This window comes from Streptomyces venezuelae (assembly GCF_008642315.1).
Lineage (GTDB): Bacteria > Actinomycetota > Actinomycetes > Streptomycetales > Streptomycetaceae > Streptomyces > Streptomyces venezuelae_D.
Window position 1 is genome coordinate 8,453,170 of record NZ_CP029192.1, and the last position, 23,533, is coordinate 8,476,702.

General features: G+C 73.9%; 8 protein-coding genes. 6 read left to right on the plus strand and 2 right to left on the minus strand.

The features are described 5' to 3' along the window. Nucleotides 1–113 precede the first annotated feature (113 nt). The gene (locus DEJ48_RS37345; protein WP_150220536.1) at nucleotides 114–1,661 is read left to right on the plus strand and encodes a class I SAM-dependent methyltransferase; all 1,548 of its coding nucleotides are present in this window, start codon (nucleotides 114–116) and stop codon (nucleotides 1,659–1,661) included. Nucleotides 1,662–2,034: 373 nt separating this feature from the next. Next, a complete protein-coding gene (locus tag DEJ48_RS37350; RefSeq protein WP_223832343.1) occupies nucleotides 2,035–2,796 on the plus strand; it encodes a LuxR C-terminal-related transcriptional regulator in 762 nt (253 codons plus the stop codon). A 63-nt stretch (nucleotides 2,797–2,859) separates the two neighbouring features. Here the strand turns inward: DEJ48_RS37350 and DEJ48_RS37355 are convergent, their stop codons facing one another. Further along, nucleotides 2,860–3,636: a thioesterase II family protein gene (locus DEJ48_RS37355; protein ID WP_150220537.1), complete on the minus strand. Its 777-nt coding sequence runs from the start codon at nucleotides 3,634–3,636 to the stop codon at nucleotides 2,860–2,862. Between the two features lie 346 nt (nucleotides 3,637–3,982). On the opposite strand from DEJ48_RS37355, the gene DEJ48_RS37360 reads away from it, so the two are divergent. From DEJ48_RS37360 to DEJ48_RS40605, 3 genes are read left to right on the plus strand one after another with little or no spacing between them, the layout of a single operon-like run. Then, nucleotides 3,983–7,408, plus strand: a complete 3,426-nt coding sequence (locus DEJ48_RS37360) for a non-ribosomal peptide synthetase (RefSeq protein ID WP_190537829.1) — start codon at nucleotides 3,983–3,985, stop codon at nucleotides 7,406–7,408. After that, a complete protein-coding gene (locus tag DEJ48_RS37365; protein ID WP_223832344.1) occupies nucleotides 7,408–11,703 on the plus strand; it encodes a type I polyketide synthase in 4,296 nt (1,431 codons plus the stop codon). The genes DEJ48_RS37360 and DEJ48_RS37365 overlap by 1 nt, the downstream gene beginning before the upstream one ends. Nucleotides 11,704–11,705: 2 nt before the next feature. Then, the gene (locus DEJ48_RS40605) at nucleotides 11,706–18,194 is read left to right on the plus strand and encodes a condensation domain-containing protein (protein WP_223832345.1); all 6,489 of its coding nucleotides are present in this window, start codon (nucleotides 11,706–11,708) and stop codon (nucleotides 18,192–18,194) included. Nucleotides 18,195–18,246: 52 nt separating this feature from the next. Here DEJ48_RS40605 and DEJ48_RS37390 read toward each other — a convergent pair whose 3' ends face one another. Continuing rightward, nucleotides 18,247–21,312 carry a helix-turn-helix domain-containing protein gene (locus DEJ48_RS37390; protein ID WP_190537831.1) on the minus strand — a complete coding sequence of 1,022 codons (3,066 nt, stop codon included), beginning with the start codon at nucleotides 21,310–21,312 and terminating at the stop codon, nucleotides 18,247–18,249. A gap of 428 nt (nucleotides 21,313–21,740) precedes the next feature. Between DEJ48_RS37390 and DEJ48_RS37395 the strand changes: the two genes are divergently transcribed. Beyond that, nucleotides 21,741–23,507, plus strand: coding sequence for a putative Ig domain-containing protein (locus tag DEJ48_RS37395; protein ID WP_150220540.1), 1,767 nt, complete (start codon nucleotides 21,741–21,743; stop codon nucleotides 23,505–23,507). Nucleotides 23,508–23,533: the final 26 nt, after the last annotated feature.

The window sequence follows — 23,533 nt, forward strand, 5'->3', positions numbered from 1 at the left end:
ATACGGGCGCACCCGAACCGCCTTTCCGCATTCCCGTGGCCGATCGCGTGAATCCGCACTTCCGATGGCTTGCCGCTGCCGGCCTGCCATGGCCCCCAGAGAAGGAGAATCACATGCCCGCTCTCGACGCGGTGACTTCCGAAGCGGCGGCGGCCGCCGACGAGCTGGAGCGCATCCTCGGCACCCACCCCGGTGTCGAACACTGCACCGTCCTGACCGAGGTGGCGCCGGACGGTGTGCCGGTGCGCACGGCGTATGTGGTGCCGCGCCGCAACGAGGTCGTCCAGGACGACGGCGTCGCCCTCGGCCGGCAGTACGTCGCCGAGTGGCAGGGCGTGTACGACCACGTCTACGCCCAGCCGACGTCCGACGACCCGACCTTCGACATCCGTGGCTGGCTGAGCAGTTACACCGGCGGCGAGCTGAGCGAGGACGACATGCGGGCCTGGCTGGACGGCACGGTGACCCGCATCAAGGGCCTGGGCGCGCGGCGCCTCCTGGAAGTGGGCTGCGGCACCGGCCTGTTGCTGCACCGGCTGGCTCCGGGCACCGAGCGCTATCTGGCCAGCGACATCTCGGCGGGCGCGGTGGACCGCATCCGCGGTGCCTTCGGCGGCCAACTGCCGGAAGGTGTGGAGGTCTTCCAGGCGCCCGCCGACGACATGTCCGCGGTGCCCCCGCGCTCCGTCGACGGCTTCGTCGTGAACTCGGTGTCGCAGTACTTCCCGGACGAGGAGTATCTGGACCGGGTCGTGTGCCAGGCCGTCGACGCGGTGGACGACGGAGGGTTCCTCTTCATCGGGGACGTGCGTTCGGCGGCGCTGAACCGGGCGTTCGGCGCGGGCCTCGAGCTGGCCCGCGCCCCGGAGCGGGCGCCGAGCGAGAAGGTGCAGGCCCTCGTCGAGCGCCGCTGCTGCACCGGGACCGAGCTCATCATCGACCCCGGCTACTTCACGGCCTTGGTCGGCCGGCTGCCGCGCGTCGCGCACGTGGCGGTGCTGCTGCGGCGGGGGACGCGCCGCACCGAGATGAACCGGTTCCGCTACGACGTGGTGATACGCCTCGACCGCCTGCCGGGCGGTGAGGCCGTGGTGCCCGAGTGGCAGCCCTGGGAGCGGGACCGCTGGGGCGCGGCCGAACTCCGCCGTCACCTGGAGGCGGAGCGCCCCGCCGTGCTCGGGCTGCTCGGTGTGCCCAACGCGCGGGTGCTCGCCGACCACGTCGCCGCCGAACTCCTCGCGCGTCCTGACCGCCCGTCCGTGGCGGGGGAGGTGCGCGCCCGCGCCGACGCCGAGTCCGCCCATGGCGTGGAGCCGGAGGAGATCTGGTCGCTCGGTGACGACCTGCCTTACGCGGTCCGTCTCAGCTGGGCCCGTTCACTGCCCGACGGGGCGTTCGACGTGAGCCTGGTGCGCGTGGACGGCGGAGCGGTGGCGCCGGAGGTCCGCTTCCCCGAGGAGCCGGCCCCGCCGCGTCGCCCCGTCAACCGGCCGTGGTACGGGCGGGTGGAGAACCTGAGCCCGGTCAAGTTGCGCTCCCATGTGCGCGCGCAGGGCGGCGAGTCCGTGCTGCCGGGGCGTTTCGTGCTCCTGGAGTCGCTGCCGGACCAGCCCGGTGGCGTGTCCGTCGAAGGCGCGTTGCGCTCGATTCAATGGGCGTGATCCGGGCGACGTTTAGAGGGCGCCCGGTCCAACTTCGTGCCATATGCACGAGTTGGTCCGGCCGTCCGGCATCGGTAAGGGGCAGGAATTCTGTGGCTGAATAAGGGTACCCACAGATCGACGTGATAACAGTTTTCATATCGCAAAAGGTTTGAGAGCGCAGGGCTGGAGCGGAAGTGACGCCTCCGGTGCGGACTCCCGACGTCCCGACGGGAGGGAAAAACGCGCCAACATAAAAGCGGAAGATTAAATTCCGGCAAAATTGTGTAAGCCTCACTTAGGCTGTGGCTCATAACAGACCACGCTTTTTGTGCGTAGCAGGCGCACCGGCGGATGGATGACTTGTCTGATGGGGGAACTGGCGATGGGATGCGTGAGTGCCATACAGGCTGCCGACGGCCGAGAGGGGCTGACGCCGGCGCGGCCCAGACCAGGCGTGCGCAACGGCCGCATCAAGCTGCTGCTCGGTGACGAACAGCCCTTGGTGCGGCGTGGATTGCGCGCGCTCTTCGAGAACGACCCGGCTTTCCGGGTCCAGGGCGAGGCGGCCAACGGGGCCTCGCTGCTGGAACTGGCGAGCACCCACCGGCCCGACATGGTGCTGATGGACGCCGACCTGCCGGGCCCCGATCTGCTCGACGTGGTGCGCCGGTTGGTCGGTGACCGTCTCGACGGCAGCACCGGCGTGGTGCTCCTGGCGTCCGAGGGCGGACTGGCCGACGGGAGCGTGCTGGGAGCCGCCCGCGCGGGTGTGCGCGGCTTCCTCTTCAAGCGGGAGTCGTCCGAGATCGTCTCGGGCGTCCGGGACGTCGCCTGGGGCGGCGCCGCCATGAGCCCGGGCATCGTCGGCCAGGTGCTCAAGGCGCTGCGGCGCACCCACCGGCTCGACGCGCTCCGGCCCTCCGGGGAACTCGCCCTGCTCACACCCCGTGAGATGCAGATATTCCAGCTCGTCGCCCAGGGGCTGACCAACCAGCAGATCGCCGATGTGCTGGTGCTCTCGGAGGCGACGGTCAAGTCCCACTTCAACCGCATCTGCCGCAAGCTCGCCCTGCGCAACCGGGTCGACGCGGTGATCCTCGCGTACGAGATGGGTGTCGCCGGCGCGGTCTCGGAAACCAGCGTCGCCGGCTGACGGTGCGGGGCGCCGGAGAGGGCGCCCCGCACCGCCGGTCACACGGCGGGCACTTGGTGCCCCTTACGCCGAAGGCGCGTCCTGCCGTCGCGCCAGGCCCAGCACCCCGGTCACCTCCCCGATCACTTCCGAAAGCCGTTCGTGCAGGTAGAAGTGCCCGCCGGAAAAGACGCGGGAGCTGAGACCGCCGTCGGTCACCTCGCCCCAGCGCAGCATTTCCCCGGGGCTCACATGCGGGTCGTCGGTGCCGCAGAACGTCGAGACCGGGGCGGAGATCCGCGCTCCGGGATCGGGCCGGTACGTTTCGATCAATCGGTAGTCCGCCCGGATTCCGGGCAGGAAAAGGGACCGGAAGTCGGCGCTGTCGAGAATGTCGCGCGACGTGCCGTCCATCGCCCGCAGGTCCTCGACGATGGCGTCGTCCGACAGGAGGTGCACCGCGGACGGCGGGGCCGCGTGCGGCGCGGGACTCCCCGACACGCAGAGCCGCGCGAGCCCGCCCGGACAATCCCGCTCGATCCGCCGGGCCACCTCGAAGGCGACGGCGGCGCCCATGCTGTGCCCGAACAGCACCAGTGGCCGCTCCCGTGACACCGGCAGCGCCGCGGCGATCTCGTCCGCGAGCGCCTCGACGCTCGGTGCGGGCGGCTCCTCGAACCGGTCCTCGCGCCCGGGGTAGCGCACCGCCAGAACCTCCACCCGGGGTGCGAGTTCCCGTGCCCACCCCTGGTAGGAACTGGCGCCGCCGCCGGCATGGGGGAGGCACACCAGGCGCGGCGCCCCGGGCTCCCCCGGATGGCGGCGCAGCCACCGCCCGGGATCTGTCTTTTCGGCCGTCATGCTCCTTCTCCCGCATGTCTTTTGGCTGTGGCGCCCCAAAGGGACATCGTCTTTCGTCCGGCTCTCTCCGAGTAATTCCCGGCCGCCAGGGGAGCCGCGATCGTACATATGCTCCTGCCTATGGACAAGGCCGGGGATACGCCGGTGCGCGAGGCGGAACCACAGTTGGAGTCTGCGATGGCTACCGGAGTTGGAAGACGGCCGCGCACCCCGCTGCTACGTTCGGTCCGGGCCGGGGGAGTCGGTTACCGGCACCATCGGAGAACAACGGCTCCGGGAATTCCGGGAATGCCTGTCGGGGCATCCGGCTCACTGTTCCGAAGAGAGAAAACAGGGGACCCGCGCAGTGACGAGCACCGATGACCGCACCGAGATATCCCCCGAAGAACAAAGGCGCGAACTCACCCGGCTGCTGCTGGCGGAGGCGGGACTCGGGCAGCCGGATTCCGCCTTCGCCCCCGTCGCCGCCCACGAGCCGGAAGACGGTGACGCCGAGTCGGTGCCCGCGCCGCTGACCGCCGCCGAGGAACGCATGTGGTTCCTGCGTCATCTGCGACCGGACGACATCGCGTACAACCTCTGCGGCGGCATACGCCTCACCGGTGCCCTCGACCCCGGCGCCCTGACCGAGGCCGTCACCGGCCTGACCGCCGCCCACGACATCCTGCGCACCCTCTACCCGGCCGGGGACGACGGAGCGCCGGTCCGAAAGGTCCTGCCCGCGCCGGACACGGTCCCGCTGGACCTGACCGACCTGGGCGACCTGCCGGACGACGAGCGTACGCACGCGGCGGACCGCGCCATCGAGGAGGAGGGGCGCAGGCCCTTCCGGCTCGACGAGGAGACGCCGCTGCGCCTGCGGCTCCTGCGCTTCACCCCGACCGACCACCTGCTCACGCTCACGGTTCACCACATCGCCTTCGACGACACGTCCTGGGGCCGCGTCCTCGACGAGCTCGCCGCCCGCTACGCCGTGGCGAGCGGCGGGCACGGCGCCGTGCCCGCCCGCCCGTCCGTGCAGTACGCCGACGTCGCACGGTGGGAACGCAGGCAGCGCGACCAGCGCGGCGGCGGTACCTGGGACCGTCAACTGGACTACTGGAAGGGCCGCCTGGGGCAGCGGCCCGCCACCCTCGCCCTGCCCGCCGACCACCCGCGCCCAGACGGCGACACCGGCGGTGACACGGACGGCGTCCGCCGCGACGCGCTGCTCGGCGCCGAGGAGAGCCACGCCCTGCGCGACCTCGCCCGCACGAGCGGCGCCACGCTGTTCACGGCCCTCCTCGCCGGCTACCAGGCCGTGCTGCACCGCTGGAGCGGCGAGAGCGACATCGCCGTCGGTTCCCCCGTCGTCAACCGGGGCCGCACCGAGTTCGAGGACGTCGTCGGCAACTTCGGCAACACCGTGGTGCTCCGCACCGACCTCGCGGGCGCCGCGTCCTACCGCTCGCTCCTCGCCCGCACCCGGGACGTCTGCGCCGACGCCTTCGCCCACCAGGACGTTCCGTTCGACCGGGTCGTCGAGGCGCTGCGGCCCGCCGACGCGGTCGGCCAGGCCCCCCTGTTCGACGTGGTGTTCTCCTTCGTCACCGCACAGCCCCGGCGGGTGGACACCCCCACCGTGAGCTTCGCCGAACACCCGCACCACAACGGCACCGCTCGCTTCCCGCTCGTCCTCGAGGTGCGGGAGTCCCCCCACGGGCTCGCCTTCGGCCTCACCGGCAGGGCCGACCTCTTCTCGCCGACGGCCCTGGACAGGATGCTGGGCCACGTCCTGACGTTCCTGCGGGACGCGACGGCCCGCCCGGACACCCCGCTGAGCACCCTGCGGATCCTGACGGAGACCGAGGAACACCGGGCGCTGACCGAGTGGAGCCGCTCGCGCGAGGACCCCGCCGAGGACCGCCCGCTGCACCGACTGGTGGCGGAGCAGGCGGCCCGCACCCCCGGCAACATCGCCGTCGTCGCGGGCGCCACCACCCTCACGTACCGCGAACTGGAGACCCGGTCGGACGGGCTGGCCGATCGGCTGCGCGCCGACGGGGTGGGCCCCGAGCGCATCGTCGGCGTGCACCTGACGCGCACCCCGCAACTGGTGGTGGCGCTCCTCGCGGTCCTGAAGGCGGGCGGCGCGTTCATGCCGCTGGAGCCGGACTGGCCCGCTCTGCGGCTGCGCTCCGTGGTCGAGAACAGCCGTCCCCGACTGGTGCTGACGGACAGCCGGCACACCGCGGCGCCTCCGCCGCTCGACGTTCCCGTGCTGGACCTGGCACAACCCCTGCCCCGGCTCGACGCCCCTGCCCCCTCCCGCGGCGAACCCGCGATGGAGAACGTGGCCTACGTCATCCACACCTCCGGCTCGACCGGCACCCCCAAGGGTGTGATGATCCGTCACCAGGCCATCGCCAACCGCCTGGTGTGGCAGTCCGCGCTCCTCGGCATGACCGAGGAGGACCGGGTCCTGCACAAGGCGCCCATGGGCTTCGACATCTCGGTGAACGAGATCTTCCTGCCCCTGGTCAACGGCGCCCGCCTCGTCCTCGCCGACCCCGGCGCCCACGGCGACGTCGGATACCTGGCCGAACTGATCGAGCGGGAGCGCATCACCTTCCTCTACATCGTGGCCTCGATGCTGGAGGTCCTCCTCGAACGCGACGACATCAACCGCTCCGCCCGCTCGATCCGCCACTTGTGGTGCGGCGGCGAGGCACTCACCCCCGCGCTCTACCGGCGTTTCCGCGACAGCCTGGACGCCACCATGTACCACGGCTACGGTCCGGCGGAGACCACCATCGGGATCAGCTGCCAGGTCTTCGACGAGGACGAGGACGGCGCGGTCGTCACCCTCGGCAGGCCCAACCCCAACGCCCGCCTGTACGTGCTCGACCCCGCCCAACAGCCCGTCCCCGTCGGCGTGGTGGGGGAGATCCACATCGGAGGGATGCCGCTGGCCCGCGGCTATCTGAACGATCCGGCGCGCACCGCGGCGGCGTTCGTGCCGGACCCGTTCGGCATCGAGCCCGGCGGACGGCTCTACCGGACCGGGGACCTGGCCCGCTACCGCGAGGACGGGCGCGTCGAGTTCATCGGCCGCGCCGACCACCAGGTCAAGGTCCGCGGCTTCCGTATCGAACTGGGCGAGGTGGAGGCCACCCTCGGCGCCCACCCGGCGGTGCGCAGGGCCGTGGCACTGGTCCGCTCCTCGGCGCCGGGCGGCGACCGCCTCGCCGTCTGGTGCGTACCCGAACGGCCCGTTGACGAGGGCGAGTTGCGGGCATGGCTGACGGCCCGGCTGCCGCACTACGCGGTGCCCGGCGAACTTCACCTGCTGAGCGCGCTGCCGCTGACCGCGGCGGGCAAGACGGACCGCGCCGCCCTCCTCGCCCTGGAGCCGGCCCCCGCACCCGCCGTCGCCCTCGTCCACCCCGAGAGCGACCTGGAACGCGAGGTCGCCGCCGTATGGGCCGAGCTGCTCGGCCGGACCGACATCGGCACCCGGCACAACTTCTTCGACGTGGGCGGGCACTCCTTGCTGCTCGTGCGCGCGCAGACCCTGTACAGGCGCCGCCTGGGCAGGGACATCCCCCTGGTCGAGCTGTACGACCACCCCACCGTGGCCGCGCTCGCGGCGCACCTGGCCCGGGACCCGGACGACGGCGGAGATCCGGAGCTGGCGCGCGTACGGGACCGGGCCCGGCGCCGCAAACGGCGCGCGGGCCGAGGGGCGGCGGGCACGGCCGGGACCCACGAGGGCCCCGGTGAGAGGACGTGATGAGGACTGTGGACAACGCACTGGCAGCAGACGCCGAGACGCCCGACGAGGGACGCGACGTCACGGACGTCGCCGAGACGCCCGACGAGGCGTACGCCGACACGGACATCGCCGTCATCGGCATGGCGGGACGCTTCCCGGGCGCACGCGACCTGACGGCCTTCTGGGACAACCTGACGGCGGGGCGCGAGTCGGTCGCCCCGATCGACGACGCCGAATACCTCGCCGCGGGCGGCGACCCCGCCCGGCTCGACGACCCCTACCTGGTCAAGATGGCCTCGGTCGTCGACGGCATCGACGAGTTCGACGCCGAGTACTTCGGCTACCCGCCCGCCGAAGCGGAACTCCTCGACCCGCAGCAGCGCCTCTTCCTCGAATGCGCGCACCACGTCCTGGAACACGCCGGCTACGGACCGGGCACCACCCAGGGACCGGTCGGCGTGTACGCCGGAGCGCAGCAGAGCCGCTACTACCTGGACCACGTCCACCCCCGCGTCCGCGCCGGGGACACCCTGGCCCAGCACCACGCGCAGCTCGGCAACGTCACCAGCACGCTCGCCACCCGCGTCTCGTACGAACTCGGCCTGACCGGCCCCAGCCTCTCCGTGCAGACCGCCTGCTCCACCTCGCTCGTCGCGGTGCATCTCGCGTGCCAGGACCTGCTGGACGAGCGCTGCGACGTCGCACTGGCCGGCGGCGTCTCCCTCAACCCGGCCCTGCGCCAGGGCTACCGCTACGTACAGGACGGACCGTTCTCCCGCGACGGGCACTGCCGCCCCTTCGACGCCGACGCCAACGGCATGCTCGGCGGCGAAGGAGTGGGCGCCGTCCTCCTCAAGCGGCTGGCCGATGCCCTCGCCGACGGCGACCACATCCACGCCGTCATCAAGGGCACCGCGATCAACAACGACGGCGACCGCAAGGTGGGCTTCGCCGCCCCCAGCGTCGCCGGTCAGGCCGAAGTGCTCGTCACCGCCCGCACCCTGGCCGGAGTGGACGCCGACACCATCGGCCTCATCGAGGCGCACGGCACCGGCACCCCGGTCGGCGACCCCATCGAAGTGGCCGCGCTGACCAGGGCGTTCGCACTCGATACCGACCGCACCGGCTTCTGCGCGCTCGGCTCGGTCAAGAGCAACATCGGTCATCTGGACGCCGCGGCCGGCATCGCCGGACTCATCAAGGCCGTCCTCGCCCTGGAACACCGCACGGTCCCGGCCAGCCTGAACTTCCGCAACCCCAACCCGCACCTGTCGCTCGACACGACCCCCTTCTACGTGCCGACCACGACCAGCCCCTGGCCCGCCGCCCCCCACCCCCGGCGCGCCGGCGTCAGCTCCCTGGGAATCGGCGGCACCAACGCGCACGTCGTCCTGGAGGAAGCTCCCGCCGCCGCGCCCCGCTCCGAGGACACCGCCGAACACCTGCTCGTGTTCTCGGCCCGCACCCCCGAAGCCCTCGACGACCTCGGGCAGCGGCTCGGCGAGCGCCTGCGGGACGAACCGGCACTGGCCCTGGCCGACGTGGCACACACCCTGAGCTCCGGCCGCCGCGCCCACCCGTACCGACGCGCCGTCGTCGCCCGCGACACCCTCGAAGGGGCCCGCGCCCTCGCCCCCGGCGGCCCGTCCCACCGGGCGGCCCCCGGACGCCCCGTGGTCTTCCTCTTCCCCGGCGCCGGATCCCAGCACCTCGGCATGGGCCGCGACCTGTACGAGCGCGAACCCGTGTTCCGCGAACAGATCGACCGGTGCGCCGAGATCCTCCGTCCGCACCTGCCCACCGACCTGCGGACGATGCTGTACGAGGAGGAGCCCGCGACCGGCGGGGTGTTCCCGGCCCTGGTGGCGACCGAGTACGCACTGGCCCGCCTCGTGATGTCCTGGGGCCTGCGTCCCACCGCGCTGCTCGGCCACAGCCTCGGCGAGTACACCGCGGCCTGCGTGTCCGGCGTACTGCGTCTGGAAGAGGCCCTGCCGCTGGTCGTGCGGCGTGAGGAACTCTTCGAACGGGCCGCCGGAAGCGGCGGGATGATGGGCGTCGCGCTCGACGAGGCCGAGGCGGCTCGGCTCGACCCCGAGCTGTCGCTCGCCGCCGTCAACGGACCACGCGCGTGCGTGGTCGCGGGGCCCGAGGACGCGCTGGCCCGCGTCGGACAACGGCTGGCGGAACAGGGTGTCGACCACCGGCGCATCCGCTTCGGGGCCGCCGCCCACTCCGCCCTGCTCGACCCGGTCCTCGACACCTACGCCCGGACGCTGGAGACCGTCACCCTCCACGCCCCCGAGATCCCGTACGTCTCCAACCTCACCGGCACCTGGGTCACCCCCGAACAGGCCACGGACCCCGCCGCCTGGATACGCCACACCCGCGAGCCGGTGCGGTTCTCCGACGGGCTCGGCACCCTGCTCGCCGAGGACGACCCGCTCGTCCTCGAGGTCGGCCCCGGCCGCGCCCTCGCCACCCTGGCCCGGGCCCAGGCGGGCCCCGGTACGCCGGTGCTGCCGCTGATGCGCCACCCGCAGGCCCAGGAGCCGGACCGGCGCACCCTGCTCCAGGCCGTGGGGGACGCCTGGAGCCACGGCGCGGACGTCACCTGGGACGCCCTGCCCACCGGGCCGTACCCCCGCCGCGTCCCCCTGCCCGGCTATCCCTTCGCCCGCACCCGGCACTGGATCGACGTCCAGCCGCTCGCCGCCCCACCGGCGGCGCGGGTCCCGGCCACACTCTCCGCGCACCTGGACTGGATGACCGTCACCGCGCAACAGCTCGGCGCCGAGCACGCCGCCCGCAGGCTGCCCGCAGAACTCACCCGCAGCCTCGACGCCCTGGCCGCGGCCCACGTCCGCGCGCTGCTGCACCGGGCCGGCCTCCCCACCACACCCGGCGCCGTCGTCGAACGCACTGCCGTCCACGCGGCGTTCCGCACCGTCCCGGCCTACCGGCCGCTCGTGGACGCCCTGCTGGCCCTGCTCGTCGACGACGGCCTGCTGACCGACGACGCGGACCAGTTGCGTTTCACTCCGGCCGTCGCCGCCGTGGGCGACCCGGCGGCGCTCACCGCCGCCATCGTCCGCGACCACCCCGACCAGGCCGAGGACCTCGCCTACCTCGACCACTGCGTACGCCACTACCCCCAGGTCCTGTCCGGAGCGCTGGCGGGCACCGAGGTGTTGCTGCCCGAGGGAAGCGACGAGCGCCAACGCGCCCTGATCGACCGTCGGCTGGCCTTCAGCGACATCCCGCTCTACCGCAAACTCATCGCCCGTACCGTCGCCAGGCTGGCCGCGGAGTCGGGCGGGCGGCCGCTGCGCATCCTGGAGATCGGCGCCGGACGCGGCTACCTCACCTGGGAGGTCGCCGAAGAGCTGCGCTCGCTGCCGGGCGTCGAGTACCACTTCACCGACCTGGGGCGCTCCTTCGTCCTGGAAGGACAGCGCCAGGCACAGGAACGAGAGCTGACGGGGATGGAGTTCGGTGTCCTCGACATCACCCGTGATCCGGCGCCGCAGGGCTACCCGGCGGGCTCCTTCGACCTGGTCCTCGCCTTCAACGTGCTGCACGCCACCCCCGACCTCCGCCAGGCCGTGCGCCACGCCGCGGGCCTCCTCGTCCCCGACGGGGTGACGATGCTTCTCGAGGCGTCCCGGCAGCAGCGCTGGTCGCTGATGACCACGGGCCTGTACGAGGGCTGGTGGTACTTCGACGACGACCTGCGCGAAGGCTCCCCGCTGGTCGGCAAGGAGGTGTGGCAGGACCTGCTGCGCTCCGAGGGCCTCACCGATGTCACCACCTTCCCCCGCTCCGCCACGGACGACGCGGGCGACCACACCCTCGTCGTCGCCCGCCGCGGCACCGCCGCCCGCGCCGACGACAGGACCGCCGCCCCCCGGACCGCCGCCGTCGGCCGCTCCTTCAACCGGCGCCCCGAACTGTCCGTGGCCCACACCGCACCGACCACCCCGCGCGAGAAGGAGGTCGTCGCGGTCTGGGAGGACGTGCTCGGCATCGACGGCATCGGCATCCACGACAACTTCTTCGACCTGGGCGGCGAATCGCTCCTGGCCATGCAGCTGATGGCGCGGCTGCGCGACCGGTGCGGCGTCGAACTGTCGCTGCGCCGCATCTTCGACGCCCCCACCGTCGCCGACCTCGTCCTCCTCCTGGAGCAGGCCGCGCCCGCCACCGCGGGCCGCATCCGCCGCAGCGCCCGCCGGGGCCGGCCCGCCGCCGCGGCCCCCGCGCCCGCCCAGGGCGACCCTTCCGAGCAGCACGCCAAGACCGAGACGGAGTAGCCGTGTCCCTGGCCGAGCACCCCGAGCCCACCACCCACGCCGACGCCGGACCGCTGCGCTTCCCCGCCTCGTACGCCCAGCAGCGCATGTGGTTCTTCCACCAACTGCAGCGGGACAACCCGTACTACAACATCCCGCTCGCGCTGCGGTGGACGGGCCGTGTCGACGTCGCGGCGCTGCGCTCCGCCCTGGCACAGGTGGTGGCGCGCCACGAGATCCTGCGCACCACCTTCGCCACGGAGGACGGCGAACCGCTCCAGGTCGTGGCCCCCTCGGGGACAGTGGCCCTGGAGACCGCGGACGTGCCGCCCGAGCGGGAGCGGCAGTGGGCCCTGGACTGGGTGGACCGGCCCTTCGACCTGACGGGCGGGCCGCTGCTGCGGGCCGCGCTCGTGACCACGGGACCCGACCGGCACCTGCTGGTCCTCTGCCAGCACCACATCGTCACCGACGGCTGGTCGCTCAACCTCCTGACCCGGGAGCTGACCGCCTTCTACCGCGAACACCTCACCGGCGAACCCACCGGACTGCCGGAGCTGGAGATCCAGTACGCCGACTTCGCCGAGTGGCAGCGCGACCGCCTCGAAGGACCCGAGCTCGAACGCCAACTGGCCTACTGGCGCACGCAGCTGGCCGGTGACCTGCCGGCCCTGGAGCTGCCCGCCGACCGCCCGCGCCCCGACGAGCAGGCCTTCCGCGGCGCCCGCGTCGACCTCACCCTGCCCGCCGAGCTGACCGAGGCGCTCACCGCGCTCGGCCGAACCCACCGGGCGACCCTCTTCATGACCCTCTTCGCGGGCGTCAGCGCACTGCTGCACCGCTACACCGGGCAGGACGACGTGCTGATCGGCTCCCCGGTGGCGGGCCGCGAGCAGGTCGAGACCGAAGCCCTGCTGGGTCTGTTCGTCAACACCCTCGTGCTGCGCGCGGACCTCGAAGGCGAACCCTCCTTCGCCCAACTGCTCGGCCGCGTACGCCAGATGTGCACCGACGCCTTCGCCCACCAGGACGTCCCGCTCGACAAGCTCGTGGAGGACATCCAGCCGGAGCGCGACGCGAGCCGCACGCCGCTGTTCCAGACCCTCTTCGCGTTGCAGAGCGGCCCTGACACCGAACGCGCCCTGCCCGAAGCGCAGTTGCGCGCCGAGGCACTGCCACGCGCATCCACCCGGTTCGACCTCGAGTTCCACCTGTGGCTCGACGCGGGACAGCTGCGCGGCACGATCGTGTACAGCACCGACCTCTTCGACGAATCGACGGTACGCGGCCTCACCGGCCACCTGCACCGCCTCCTGGCCGAAGCGGTCCGCACCCCCGAACGCCCCGTGGCGGACCTGCCGCTGGACGACACGGCCGCCCTCCCCGCCCCGGCCGCCCTCGCGCCCGACACGGTCCCGGCACGTCTCGGTGCGCAGACCCTCCGTACCCCGCACGCCACGGCTCTCACGACCGACACCGACCGGTACGCGTACGAGGACCTCGCCGAACGCGTCGAGGCCACCGCCGTGCGACTCCGCTCTCACGGGGTGCGCCACGGACAGCGAGTCGCCGTGTGCCTGCCGCCCGGGGACACCTCCGTGACGACCGCGCTCGCCCTGCTGCGGCTCGGCGCGGTCTGGGTCCCGCTCGAATCCGCACTGCCCGAGGCCGCGGCGCACGCCTTCCTCGCCGACAGCGAGACGCGGCTGCTGCTCACCACCGGCGCGCCGCCCTGGCCGCTCACCCTGCCCACGCTGGACCTCGCCGACCTGCCGGCCGCCGAGGGCGCCCGCGAACCCGAGACCCCGCTCGTACGCCCCGACGACCCGGCCGTCGTCGTCCACGGCGACCACGGACCCGTCCCGGTGACCCACGCCCAACTCTGCGACACCGTGGACTGGTTGCAGCGGCGCACCCCGCTCACCGCCGACGACACCGTGCTGCACCACCGGCCCGACGCGCTGCTCTCCGCCGTCCACGCTCTGCTGTGGCCGCTGCTGCACGGCGCGTCCGCGCACGCGGCCGGGTCGGCCGAGCACACCTCGGCGACCGTCGCGTTCCTGCCGCCCACCGCGCTGGCCACCGCACCCGCGCGCCTGCGCCTGGTGCTCACCGACGGCGGACGGCTCACCGCCCGCCTCGCCGGCCGGTTCCACGCCCGTGGCGACGCCGAGCTGCACCGCCTGTGGCCGCTCCCCGAAGCCGGCGGCTACGCCGCGGCGCTGCACTGCGCACCGGGCCTGACCGACCAGGAGCTGAGCAACGCGGAGCCGGGCAACCGCCCGGTCGTCCCCGTCGACACCCGCTCCCGGCCGCTCGCGACCGGCATCCCCGGACCCCTGCACGCCCCCGGGTCGCGGCAGCCCGTCACCTGGCGCGGTCGCCTGCTGCCCGCAGGCCGTCTCTCCCTCGACGACACCGCCGACCGGCTGCGGCGCGACGGCCGCAGCGCCGCACCCGCCGACATCGAGAACGCGCTGCTGCGCGAGGAGTCGCTCGCCGCCTGCGCCGTGCTGCCCCTGACCACCACCGACGGGGTCGAGGAACTCGTCGCGTACGTGGTGCCCACCGGCCCCTTCCACCCCGCACGGCTGCGCGCCCACGCGGCGGCGCTCCTGCCCGCCGCACTGGTCCCCGGCTCCTACGTCGCGGTCACCTCCCTGCCCCGCACCCGCGCCGGACACCTGGACGAAGCCGCCCTGCGGGCCCTGCCGGTGCTCGACGAGGAACTGATCCGCCGGTGGGAGGACGCCCTGCCCTCGGCGAAGGTCACCCTGACCGAGGACACCGCCGCGATCCCGCAGGACCGCGTCCACACCGACATCCCCGGGCAGTTCACCGACCGTCCCGCGGACGACGGAGACCCGGCCAGGACCACCGACTCCGCCGCACCGCACACGGCGCCCGGCGACGACACCCGCCCCGCCCTGTTCACCGGCCCCGGCAGCGCGGTACCGGACGTGACGACCCTCCCCGAGGCGCTGCACCGCGCCGCCGCCACCGCCGAAGGCGGCATCCTGCTCGTCGACCAGCAGGGAGAGGAGCGCGAACTGGCGTACGCGGCGCTCGCCGACGACGCCGGACGGGTGCTCGGCGGACTGCGGGCGGCCGGCCTGACCGCCGGTGACCGCGCCCTCCTGCAATGCCCCGACCACCGTGACTTCCTCGTCGCGTTCTGGGCCTGCGTGCTCGGCGGCATCGTTCCCGTACCGCTGGCACCCGTCTCCCCGGCCCAGGACGGCCCCGCCGTCGACCGGCTCGCCGGAGCCCTGGAACTCCTGGGCGCGCCGATCGTCCTGACCGACACCACGACCGCCGCCGCGGTCGAAGAGGCCGCCGCCCACCGCTCCTGGACCACTCCGGTACGCATCGGCGTCCTGGACGAACTGCGCACCGCGGCCCCCGGCACACCGCACCCCGCCGACCCCGACGACGTGGCGCTGCTGCTGCTCACCTCGGGCAGCACCGGCGCCCCCAAGGCCGTCGCCCTGCGCCACCGCAACGTGCTCGCCCGCTGCGCGGCCACCGGCGCCGCCAACGGCTTCGGCCCCGACGACGTGTCCTTCAACTGGATGCCTCTGGACCACGTCGGCGGCATCGTGATGTTCCACGTGCGGGACGTCTACCTCGGCTGCCGTCAGATCCACGCACCCACGGCGTGGATCCTGCAGGAGCCGTTGCGCTGGCTGGAGGCGGTCGACACCCACCGGGTGACGCTGACCTGGGCGCCCAACTTCGCGTTCGGCCTCGTCAACGACCGGGTGGCCGAAGCCGCCGGGGCGGCCTGGGACCTGTCGTGCCTGCGGTTCATCCAGAACGCGGGTGAGGCCATCATGCCCCGCGTCGCCCGCAGGTTCCTGTCCGCGCTCGCCCCCCACGGCCTGCCCGCCACCGCCATGCGTCCCTCCTGGGGCATGTCCGAGACGTCGTCGGCCGTCACGTACTCCGACGCCTTCACCCTCGAATCCACCGGCGACGACGACCCCTTCACCGAGGTCGGCCGTCCGCTTCCCGGTACGACCCTGCGCATCGCCGACGCGCAGGAGCGCACTCTGCCCGAGGGGGTACCGGGGCGCCTGCTGGTGAAGGGGCCCACGGTCACGTCGGGCTATCACGACAACCCGGACGCCAATCGCGCCGCGTTCACGGCCGACGGCTGGTTCGACACCGGCGATCTGGGCGTGCTCCGCGACGGCGCCCTGACCATCACGGGGCGCGCCAAGGACGTCCTCATCATCAACGGCGTCAACCACTACTGCCACGAGATCGAGTCCGTGGTGGAGGAACTCGACGGCGTCGAGAACTCCTTCACCGCTGCGTGCGCGGTCCGCGACCCCGGCGCCACCACCGACGGACTCGTGCTCTTCGTCCACCTGAGGGGCGGTCCGGCCGACCCGGCGGAGGCGATTCGCGAGATCCGCTCCCACCTCGTGCGCAGGACCGGCCTGAACCCCCGCCACGTGCTGCCCGTGGACCGCGAGGAGATCCCCAAGACCGAGATCGGCAAGATCCAGCGCTCCAAGCTGCGCGACCGTTTCCACGCGGGGGACTTCACCGAGCTGATCCGCGCCACCGACCTCGCCCTGGGCAACGAGCGGACCCTGCCCAACTGGTTCCACGAACGCCGCTGGACCCCGGCCCGGCCGCAGCAGGGCCCCCGTTCCGATGCCACCGTGCTGGTTCTCGCCGACCGCCTTGGCCTGGCCGACGGCCTGTTGCCCCTGCTCGACGCGGACGGGCGCCGCGCCGCCCGCGTCGACCTCGGCGAGGAGCGCGCCAGGCTCGCCGCCGGCCACTACCGCGTACGCCCGGACCACCGCGACGACCACGACTGGCTCTTCGACGCGCTCGACGCCGACGGCCTCACCCCGGGCGAGATCCTCGACCTCACCACCTACGCGCCGCCCGCCACGGAGGGACCGGATCGGCCCGTACCCACCGAAACCGTCTTCCTCGTCCACCTCGTACAGGCCCTCGACGCCCACCGCGACGAGGACGGCGGCCACCGCACCCTGCGCGTCGCGGGGCGCCACACCCAGCACGCGGTCCCCGGAGACGAGCCCGACAGCGACCGGGCGGCCCGCCTGGCCCTGCTCGTCAGCCTCCTCCAGGAGATCCCCTGGCTCACCGGCTCCCACCTCGACCTGCCCGACGACGGCACCCCCGGCACCGACCTGCCGCACCTGCTGGCCGAACTGACCGCCCGCCCCGGTGAGCCGGAGGCCGCAGTACGCGACGGTCGCCGCCTCGCCCCGCGCATCGCCCAACTGCCCGCCGTCCCCGCGGAGTCGGGTCCGCCGCTGCGGCACCGAGGGGTGTACGTCGTCACCGGCGGACTCGGCGGGCTCGGCGCCGAGATCTGCGCGCATCTGCTCGACGCCTACGACGCCCGGCTGTTGATCCTAGGCCGCACCCCGCTGCCGGAGGATGCCGGGACGACGGCCGACGATCCCGTGGCCCGCGCACGCGTGGAGACCCTGCGGGCGCTGCGGGCCCGTGGCGGCGACGTCCTGTACGCCGCGGCCGACGTCTGCGACGCCGAGCGGACACGTGCCGCCCTGGACCTGGCCCGGGCGCGCTGGTCATGCGAGCCCGACGCCGTGCTCCACCTCGCGGGCGGCTTCCGCCAGCAGTCTTTCCTCACACAGAGCGTCGACGAACTCGCCGAAGTGCTCGCACCCAAGACCACCGGCACGCAGGTCCTCGTCGACTGTCTCGCCGAGGGCGGTGGGGAGACCGTTCTGATCGGCTTCTCCTCCGTCAACGGCGCGCTCGGCGCGGCGCTGGCGAGCGGGTACGCGGCCGCCAACGCCCACCTGGACGCCAGGGCGCACCGGTCGGAGGGCCTGCGCGTCCGCAGTCTCGCCTGGAGCCTGTGGGAGGAGACCGGCATGAGCAGGGGCCGTCACCTCACCGAACCCAGCCGCGCCCGCGGCTACCACCCCATCGGCCGCGGCGAGGGACTGCGCGCCTTCCTGCACGCCCTGCGGCACGACCGCCCGCACGTACTGATCGGCCTCGACGCGTCCAAGCCGTTCATCCGCAGCCGTCTCGACGCTCCCGCGCGACTGGTCCACCGCCTGAGCGCCCACACCCCGGCACCGCAGGCGCAGTCCCCGGCAGTACTGTCCGACCGCTACGGCCACCCGACGAGCTGCGTCCTGACCGAGGCCGGGGGAGAGTCGCCGTCCGGCGCCGCCGGCGCTCCGGCCGGCCCGACCCAGGAACTGGTCGTCCGCACCTGGCGCGACGTCCTGCACGTGGACCGCGTGGGCCCGCACGACAACTTCTTCGACCTCGGCGGACACTCGCTCCACCTCGCCCGCGTGCACAACCTCCTGGAGGCGGCCCTGGAACGGGAGTTCTCGATGGTCGACCTCTTCCGCCACCCCACGGTCGCGAGCCTCGCGGCCTTCCTGGAGACCCCCGCGACGCCGCCTCCCACCCGAGCCGCGGCCCAGGCGCGGGCCGACCGCCGCCAGTCCGCCCGGAGCCGCCGACGCCCGCGCTGACACCGGCACTCGAAACCCACCAGCGACCGAGGAGGTGGCCTGCGGAGCCCGGTCATCCGGTGAGCGCGGCGGCGAGCTGGGTCCGCGAGCGGATGCCGAGCTTCCGGTAGACCCGGCTCAGCACCGTCTCCACGGTCTTCACGGAGATGAACATCCGCTGCGCCGCCTCCTGATTGGTCGCGCCCGCGCGCACGAGCTCGGCCAGGCGCAGTTCGTGCTCGGTCAGACCGTGCACCGCAGGCCCGCCGGGGGAGCCGGGCGCGGACGCCCGGCCCGTCAGATGGTCCAGATGGCCGACCGCGAGCGCGCTCCACGGGCGCGCCTGAGCACCGTCGAACAGCTCACGCGCACTCTCCCACGCGGAGCGCGCCGCGGCGGCCCGCCGTCTGCGGCGCTCGACACGGCCGCGCAGCAGATGCGTGCGGCCCTCCTCGACCGGCAGACCGAGTCCGGCGAAGACGTCCGCCGCGTCGGCGAGCAGTTCCGCGGCCTCTTCGCCCGCGCCGCCGAGATGACGGCAGAGCCCGCGAGCCCTCGTGAGCGAGGCCCGCAGGGCGGCGTGCGCGGGGTGCGGGCCCACCCGCTCCTGCATGTGTTCCAGCAGTTCGTGGGCTTCGTCCATGCGCCCGCTGAGCGCGTACGCCTCCACGGCATCGGCCTGCCAGCGCAGCAGGGCCGGATCGATCGCCCCGGACCGGGACTCCAGTTCCGCTACCTCGGCCAGGGTCCCGGCGGCTTCCTCGACGCGGCCTGTGTGCAGTTGGGTCGCCCCGAGGATCCAGAGACCGCGCGCCGTGTGCAGGGCGTCGCGTTCCTCGCGGGACGCGCGTACGCCGTGGGCGGCGAGACTCAGCGCACGCGCGAAGGTGCCGCCGCAGGTCTGCGCCAGCGCGGCGGTGTACCAGGCGGGACCGGGGGACAACCCGGCGGCCGCCGTGAGGTCGACGGCACGGGCCGACCAGTGCAGCGCCTGTCCGCAGGCGCCGCGCCCCGCGTCGACCTCGGCGAGGCTGCGCCACAGATCCACCAGGTCCTCAGCCTCCCCGGACTCCTCGGCGACCGGAAGCAGCGGAAGGAGGAGCTCGCGGGCCTCGGCCGGCCGGGCGTCGAAGACCGCGTGGCGGGCGGCGAGGTACTGCGGGCTGTTCCGTATGCCCAGCCGCTCCGGGGGCACGTCCAGCGCGAGGGCGCGCTCCAGCGCGGAGGACGCCGCGTCGAGACGGCCCAGGACGCGCTGCATGCGGGCGGTCATCGTCAGCGCCGCGGCCTCCAGCGGTACGGCACGGGCCTGTCGGGCGAGCGTGGTGGCGACCTGGGCGTGGTGCAGGGCCCGGGCGAAGTCGTCGCCGGAGACGTTCTCCTGGACCGCGGCGCGCAGTTCGACGGCGGCCAGCAGCGCGGGATCGTCGGCGGCGGTCCCGCGGGCGGCGGCGAGCACCGGGCGGATGCCCGCGGTGTCCTGGCCGTGCGCGTCGACGACGGCCAGCAGGGCGTGCACCTGCTGGGCGGCGGTGCCGTGCTCCGCCACGATCCGGTCCGCCGCCAGCCTGGTCAGGGTCGCGGACCCGGCGGCCGCGGCTTCCCGCGCGGCCTCGGCGAGGCGGTCGAGGCGCAGGCGGGGCCGGTCGGCCGGCGTGAGGCGGGCGGCGAGGAACAACAGCTCGGCCGCGCGCGGGCGTTGCCCCGCCGCCCCGGCCGCGACGGCCGCCTGCGCGGTGTCCTCGGCGACGGCCCGGTCCGGGGACTCCTGGGCCAGCGCGGTGTGCAGCGCGCGGGCCACGGGGTCGTGGCAGCAGACCGCGAGCGCGCGGTGGGTGGCGGTGCGCCGCTCCCGGGTCACCGTGGCGGCCGCGGCGTCGGCGAGGGCCGCCGCGGCGAACCGGTGGGGCGGGGCGGCGCCGGCCGGAGCGTGCTGCGGGGTGTCGTCGGCGGCGAGGAGCCCGGCGTCCAGGGCGTGGGCGAGGTGGTCTTCCGCGTCGCGTCGCCCGCTGTGCCGCAGCAGGTCGACGTCACAGCTGCCCGCGAGCGCCGCGACCTGGAGCGTGGTGTGGACGTCGGCGGGGACGGAGGCGAGCCAGGCGGCGGCCAGGTCGCGCACCTGGCGCGGCGGGGCGGGCGGTCCTGGGACGGGTGGCCCTGGGACGAGTGGTCTTGGGACGAGCCGTCCCGGGGCGGGTGGTCCCGTGACGCCGGCCGCGTCGCCGCCGGACCGGTTGTCGGTGGGCAGGGCCTTGAACCATGCGTCGAGCAGGGCCCGGTGGCCGCCGCAGTGCCGGTGCACGGGCGCGGCCCAGCGCGTGGGCAGCCCGAGGCGCGCGCAGGCCGCGGTCGTCTCGGCGAGGTCGGCGGAGGGTACGGGCAGCACGGTCGGGTGCCCGCCGAGCAGGGCGGCCGCGGCACGTGGGTAACCGCCGGTGCGCTCGGCGGCGACGACGGTGAGCCGTGCCGCAGGGAGCGTACGCACGGCGTACCCGATCAGCGCCGCGCTGGCCGGGTCGAGCCACTGGGCGCCGTCGATCAGGAGGAGGACCGGAGGCCCTTCGTCGAGCAGCCGCGTCAGGGCCAGACGCAACCGCAGCGGATCGTCGGTGCCGCCGGGTGTCCGGGCGGGACCGGGTAGTCGGACCTGATCCGGAGGCGTCGTGTGCGACGCCGGAACGGGCACCGGAGAGGTCGGCCCGGCGGTGCGAAGACCAGGGTTTTCGGGCACGGGTCGCATGGATGATGTCGCGGGCGGGCCGGGCAGGTCGAGGCCGCCAACACCTCGACCCGGAGCCGGTGCCGGGGCCGAGGACCACGGATCACTGGTCCACACCCCATCGGTACCGGCTCCCTCCGCCCTTGCCGCGCTGAGCAGTTGGACCAGCGCCCCGTGGGCGATGGCCGCGTCCTCCTCCTGTGTACGGACCCGAAGACAGCGTCGAGCCGCCCGGCCGAGCTCCTCACCCCGCGTCCGCTCGGCCAGCGCGTCGAGAAGGGTGCTCTTGCCCGCACCCCAGGGCCCGCTGACCGCCAGTCGCCCGTGGCGCTCCAGCAGCGCGGCGGCCTCGTGGACCACCGCGGCCCAGCCGTCCTGCGCCGCGCCCACGTCGCCGTCCGCGCCCGTCCGTTCTCGCACACCGGGCACCGTAAGCGCACGTCCGCCCGGCCACAACGCCCCCGGACACGACCCGCGTGCCGGACAAGGGAACTCCCTGACACCTGCGCGACCTTGTCGCCCCTCCCAAGTCGTCACGCGTTCCCGCAGCGGCCGAGAGCAGGGGCCTTCCCGGATACCGCCGACGCCCCGGCACCAGGACGCTGTGGCCCGTCCCGGACTGCGCACCGCACGTCCTCGACGGCACCTGTGGAGCCCGGACGGATACCCCGACACCCACGTATGCACAGCCACGCATGCACACCCCCGCATGCACAGCCATGCAGACACAGCTATGCGTACGCCTACGTCTGCGCCTACGCCCCGACGGCTCGGCGCGCCGCACCACATCACACCCGATCACCCGTCACCGACGGGCCCGCTCTCCCTCCCCGAAAGGCACCCACCCCATGCGCTCTCACTCCCACCGGCCGTTCCTCACCGGCCTCGTGGCCGCCGCGGTCCTGGCCGGGCCGGCGGCCGTACCGGCCCCCACCGCACACGCCGAGACCCCCGCACCTCCCTCACCGGCCCCCACGGCCCGGCCCTCGTTGCCCGCCGGACTGCGCGCCGCCCTGGCACGCGACCTCGGCCTCGACGCCGAGGGAGTCCGGGAACGCCTGGCCGACGAGAGCCGGGCCCAGCGCGCGGCGACGGCCGTCCGCGCCACCGTCGGGGACCGGGCCACGGCGCTGTGGTTCGACGCGGCCGAAGGCCGCCTGCACGCGGCGGTCACGACGGAACGGGCCGCCGCGCAGGCGAGGGCCGCCGGTGCCGTGCCGCACCAAGCACACAGCACGCGGGCGGAGTTGGCGGCGACGGCCCGTACCGTCGGCGCGTGGAGTCGCGGGGTGCCCGGCGTGCGCTCGTGGGGCCCGGACGCCCGCGCGGGACGCGTCGAGGTCGTCGTCGACCCCGCCGTGTCGACCGCGGCCACCCGTGGCCTGCGCAGCAAGCTGGCCTCCCTCGGCGGTCTCATACGCGTGGTCGAGTCCCGGGACGTGCCCCGCCAGCAGGGCGGTGACGTGGTGGGCGGCGAGAAGTGGACGCCCGGCAGCGAATCGCCCTGTTCGATCGGCTTCCCCGTGACGCGTACGAGCGGCGGCGGCAAGGCGTTCCTGACGGCGGGGCACTGCACCAACGACGTCAACCAGCCCGCGTACGGGAAGGACGGCACGCGCGTCGGCACGTCGAACAGCAACGGCTCGGGATCGGTGAACGCCCGCGAGGGCGACATGGGGATCGTCGACGTCGACCAGTCGGGCTGGTCACTGGCGGCCAAGGTCGCGGGGTGGGGCAAGGGGGACGTCGCCGTGACGGGCTCGGCGGAGGCGGTCGTGGGGACGGCCGTGTGCCACTCGGGCCAGACGACCGGGTACCAGTGCGGTGAGGTGACCAAGGTCGACCAGAGCGTCGACTACGGCAACGTGGTGATCGACGGGCTGTCCTACTCCAGCGCCTGCTCGGCCGGCGGCGACTCCGGCGGCAGTTACGTCACGGCGGCCGGAGGGCGCGCGGTGGGCTTGCACTCGGGCGGCGGCAGCGCCACGTGCAGCGGCGGGAGCGGCGAGAAGTTCACCATCTTCCAGCCGGTCGGCGAGGCGTTGGCCAAGTTCGGCGCCCGACTGGTGACGTCGACTCCGCAGCCGGGCGACGTCACCGTCGCGGCAGTGTCCGCGCAGACCGGCGTCACCGGCACCCCGGTGGAACTGCGCAACAGCGCGGAGGGCGGCACGGCTCCCTACACGTGGAGCGCCTCCGGCCTGCCCGCGGGGCTCTCCATCTCCTCGTCCACCGGCACGGTCACGGGCACCCCGACGGCCACCGGCACGTCCCAGGTCACGGTGACCGCGACGGACGCGGCCGGGAAGAAGGGGTCCACGTCCTTCTCCTGGAAGGTGACCGCCCCCGGCACGGGCGCCCCGCAGCTGGCGAACCCCGGCAACCAGAACGTCTACCTCGGTCGCCCGGTGAGCCTGCCCCTGAAGGCGACCGGCGGCACGGCCCCGTACACCTTCTCCGCGACGAACCTCCCCGCGGGCCTGACCGTCCAGTCGACCACGGGTCTGATCTCCGGCACCCCGACGAGCTGGGGCTTCCGCAACGCGACGCTGACCGTGACGGACGCCGCGGGCAAGAAGGCGTCGGTGACCGTCATCTTCACGGTCTGGTCCTGACCGCGGCGCGTGACGCGGAGCAGCAC

Bases quoted from the DNA above. Each gene is read 5' to 3' on its own strand.
- DEJ48_RS37365 (WP_223832344.1), top strand. From the start codon at position 7,408: ATGAGGACTGTGGACAACGCACTGGCAGCAGACGCCGAGACGCCCGAC.
- DEJ48_RS37345 (WP_150220536.1), top strand. From the start codon at position 114: ATGCCCGCTCTCGACGCGGTGACTTCCGAAGCGGCGGCGGCCGCCGAC.
- DEJ48_RS37355 (WP_150220537.1), bottom strand. From the start codon at position 3,636: ATGACGGCCGAAAAGACAGATCCCGGGCGGTGGCTGCGCCGCCATCCG.
- DEJ48_RS37395 (WP_150220540.1), top strand. From the start codon at position 21,741: ATGCGCTCTCACTCCCACCGGCCGTTCCTCACCGGCCTCGTGGCCGCC.